Origin of the sequence: Aquitalea sp. ASV15, assembly GCF_016429115.1 — a bacterium.
Taxonomy (GTDB): domain Bacteria; phylum Pseudomonadota; class Gammaproteobacteria; order Burkholderiales; family Chromobacteriaceae; genus Aquitalea; species Aquitalea magnusonii.
Genome location: NZ_JAELTZ010000106.1, coordinates 1 through 3515 on the forward strand (window position 1 = coordinate 1; position 3515 = coordinate 3515).

Annotated in this window: 1 protein-coding gene and 2 tRNA genes; 2 read left to right on the forward strand and 1 reads right to left on the reverse strand. The window is 56.4% G+C overall.

The window, feature by feature from the left end; all coding sequences use genetic code 11:
- Window positions 1–381: 381 nt before the first annotated feature.
- Window positions 382–3075: a ribonuclease R gene (gene rnr, locus JHD64_RS20890; protein ID WP_199055513.1), complete on the reverse strand. Its 2694-nt coding sequence runs from the start codon at window positions 3073–3075 to the stop codon at window positions 382–384.
- 76 nt (window positions 3076–3151) lie between these two features.
- Between rnr and JHD64_RS20895 the strand changes: the two genes are divergently transcribed.
- Both JHD64_RS20895 and JHD64_RS20900 read left to right on the forward strand, forming a co-directional pair.
- Window positions 3152–3238 (forward strand) — tRNA-Leu (locus JHD64_RS20895).
- Window positions 3239–3288: 50 nt separating this feature from the next.
- Window positions 3289–3375: transfer RNA gene (locus tag JHD64_RS20900), tRNA-Leu, on the forward strand.
- Window positions 3376–3515: the final 140 nt, after the last annotated feature.

Here is a 3515-nt window from a genome sequence, read left to right on the forward strand (position 1 = left end):
ACTCACACCTATCGGTTATTCTGTTTTTTAAAGAGCGGTGCAGGTCGCTGCGTTTCGTTTCCGTCGCTGCGTTGTCTGCTGAGGAGGCGAACTATACCGCCCTGCCCTACCCTCGTCAACACTTTGTACGAAGAAATCTGCAGATTCTGGCCAGACACCGGCCAATTACGCGCTAAGTAACTGAGCAGCAAGCAACTATGCCGAGAGGGTTTTATTACAGCTTTGCTGCAAGTACAGCGCAACGGACGGATAACGGCCTGCGCCCGCCATGAAAACCGGGCGATCTGGCGCAAAAAGCCGGCCTCATCCACCACACAGGCAGCAAAAAGCCCGGCGGGGCCGGGCTTTTCTCGTCCAATCCTTATCAATACAAGGAGAGGGTCACTCTTCACCTGTCTTTTTGTTAACCGTACGACGACGGCTACGTGGCGCAGCTGGGACTGCAGCCTCTCCAGTAGCGGCTGGCTTGTTACGCGCACGAGGTGCTGCAGGCGTTGCCGCCGACACGGTTGGCGGAACGTCTGAAACTGCTGCGGGCTTACGACGCCGCGCAGGTGCTGGCTTGGTCACCGCGGCATCTGCGGCAACTGGCAATGGCTGGTGCACGGGTGCCGCAGCTGGTTTACGTCGGCCGCTCGGAGACTTTGGCAACGCAGTCGCCGGTGGCGTGACAGGCTGCTCGACGACGGGCTCTACCCTCTGACTAACTGGTTTGCGACGCGCTGCACTGGCGACGGGCTTTGCCACCTCGGCTGTCGCTGCAGCATGTCTGCCATGACGGTTACGACCATGACCACCCTGCCCAGCCTGTTTGTGATGCTGGTTTCCACCACGATGACCATGCTTTTGCTGTTCACGCTTGGCAGGATGAGCAGGAGCGGTAGAGAGCCCGGCTTCCGTCGATTCACGCACCAGCGCAAAGTCAACCTGGGCACTTTCCAGATTGGCGCTCATGACTTTCACCGTCAGGGTGTCACCCAGACGGTACTGCACTCCGCTCTTCTCTCCGACAATAGCCTGAATATCCTTGCGGAAGTGGAAGTAGTCCTTGCCCAGTTCGGAAATATGCACCAGACCTTCGGCATACACATTATCCAGCAGAACGAACACGCCAAAACTGGTCACGGCACTGATCTTGCCCTGGAAGATTTCGCCAATCTTGTCCTGCATATAATAAGTCTTGAGCCAGGACTCGACATCGCGGCTGGCGTCATCGGCACGTCGCTCGGTCATCGAGCAATGCATGCCAAGTTGCGCCCACTTGCCCGGTTTGTACTTGCTTCCCTGCAATACAGCCTTGATGGAACGATGTACCAGCAGGTCGGGGTAGCGCCGGATCGGCGAGGTGAAATGGGTGTAAGCCTCATACGCCAGGCCGAAGTGGCCATTATTGTCCGGCGTATAAACCGCTTGCTGCATGGAACGCAGCAGCATGGTCTGCAAGACAGGCGCATCGGGGCGGCCGTGAATCTGCTCAGCCAGCTTGGCGTAGTCCTTGGCGGACGGCTTGTCATTGCCACCCAGCGTCAGGCCAACCAGTTGCAGATAGTTGCGCAGGTTTTCCAGTTTTTCCGGCGTCGGACCTTCGTGCACGCGATAGAGGCATTTCTGCTTGCTCTTGAGCAGGAAGTCAGCCGCACACACATTGGCGGAGAGCATGCACTCTTCAATCAGACGGTGTGCATCATTGCGAACGACCGGGACAATCTTGTCGATCTTGCCCTGCTCGTTGAAGATCATCTGGGTTTCAACCGAGTCAAACTCAATCGCACCACGTTTGGCACGGGCAGCCAGCAAAACCTTGAACAGACTGTAAAGGGTCTGGATATTCGGCAGCAGCGCGTTATCCGTACCATGTTGTATCCAGTCCCACACCTGGGTATAAGTGAGGCGCGCCTTGGACAGCATCACGGCCGGATAGAACTGGTAGCGCTTGACCTCGCCTTTGCCGTTGATCTGCATGTCACACACCATGCACAGGCGCTCGACATCGGGATTCAGCGAACAGATGCCATTGGACAGCGCCTCAGGCAACATCGGAATGACACGCCGCGGGAAGTAAACCGAGGTGCCACGCTCCAATGCCTCGGTATCAAGCGCATCGCCAGGCTGAACATAGTGGCTGACATCGGCAATGGCAACAATCAGACGGAAACCCTTGCCCTGCTTCTCGGCATAGACCGCATCGTCGAAATCGCGCGCGGTTTCGCCATCAATCGTCACCAACGGCAAATGACGCAGATCGACGCGATCTGCGGTGAGATCTTTTTTGCGGACTTTTTTCGGCGTTGCCTTGGCCTGGGCCAGTACATCTTCAGGGAATTCATGCGGCAAGGCATGTTTGCGCAAGGCGATTTCGATTTCCATGCCCGGGTCGGCGTAGTTGCCCAACACCTCGACGACCTGGCCCACCGGCTGACGATAGGCATCCGGATATTGCAGGATTTCCACCATCACCACCTGGCCATGCTTGGCCTCGCCCTGACTGCCTGGCTCGATCAGGATTTCATGACTGACCCGGCGATCCTCCGGAGTGACAATCCATACGCCGCGTTCAAGGTGAATGCGGCCTACCAGCTTGCTCACGGCATGATCCAGCACTTCGACAATCTTGCCTTCCTGCCGGCCACGCCGATCCACGCCGGAGGGGCGCACCAGTACCCGGTCGCCATGCATGGCTTTTTTCATTTCCCGCTCTGGCAGGAAGATATCCACGCCAGTGCCCTCTCCTTCATCAGGCAGGCCAAAGCCAAAGCCATCGCGGTGGCCGGAAACCTTGCACTTGATCAGGTCGAGTTTTTCTGCGGCGCAGATCGCGCCCTTGCGATTGATGATGATCTGGCCCTCACGCTCCATCGCCAGCAGGCGGCGCTCGAAGAAGCCCAGTTCGTTATTCTTGATGGACAACATGGTGGCCAGTTCGTCCGGGAACAGCGGCACGCCACTTTCTTCCAGGAGTTTCAGAACAAACTCCCGGCTAGGTAAGGGATTGGAATATTTGAGTTTTTCTCGTTCCAAGAAAGGATCCTGCTGACGCAGGGATGTATTTTTTTGTTTTTTTGCAGATTGGGCCATTGACACCCTCAGAAACTTGTTTATAATTCGCATCTCGTTGCAGCACTACAGCAACAGAATGATACAGCAAAGCAGTGCCCAGGTGGCGGAATTGGTAGACGCACTAGGTTCAGGTCCTAGCGCCCGCAAGGGTGTGGAAGTTCGAGTCTTCTCTTGGGCACCATTCAGCTGTATTATATAGTCTTATTGCTGTTGCAATGAAAAATTTGGTTTGCCCAGGTGGCGGAATTGGTAGACGCACTAGGTTCAGGTCCTAGCGCCCGCAAGGGTGTGGAAGTTCGAGTCTTCTCTTGGGCACCAACGATTTTTAAGGTCGGATGTATAACGCCGGCTTGCAGCTGTCTCTTATACACATCTCCGAGCCCACGAGACATTAACAAGGATCGCGTATGCCGTCTTCTGCTTGAAAAAGGGGGGGGGGGGGGGGGGGGGGGGGGGGG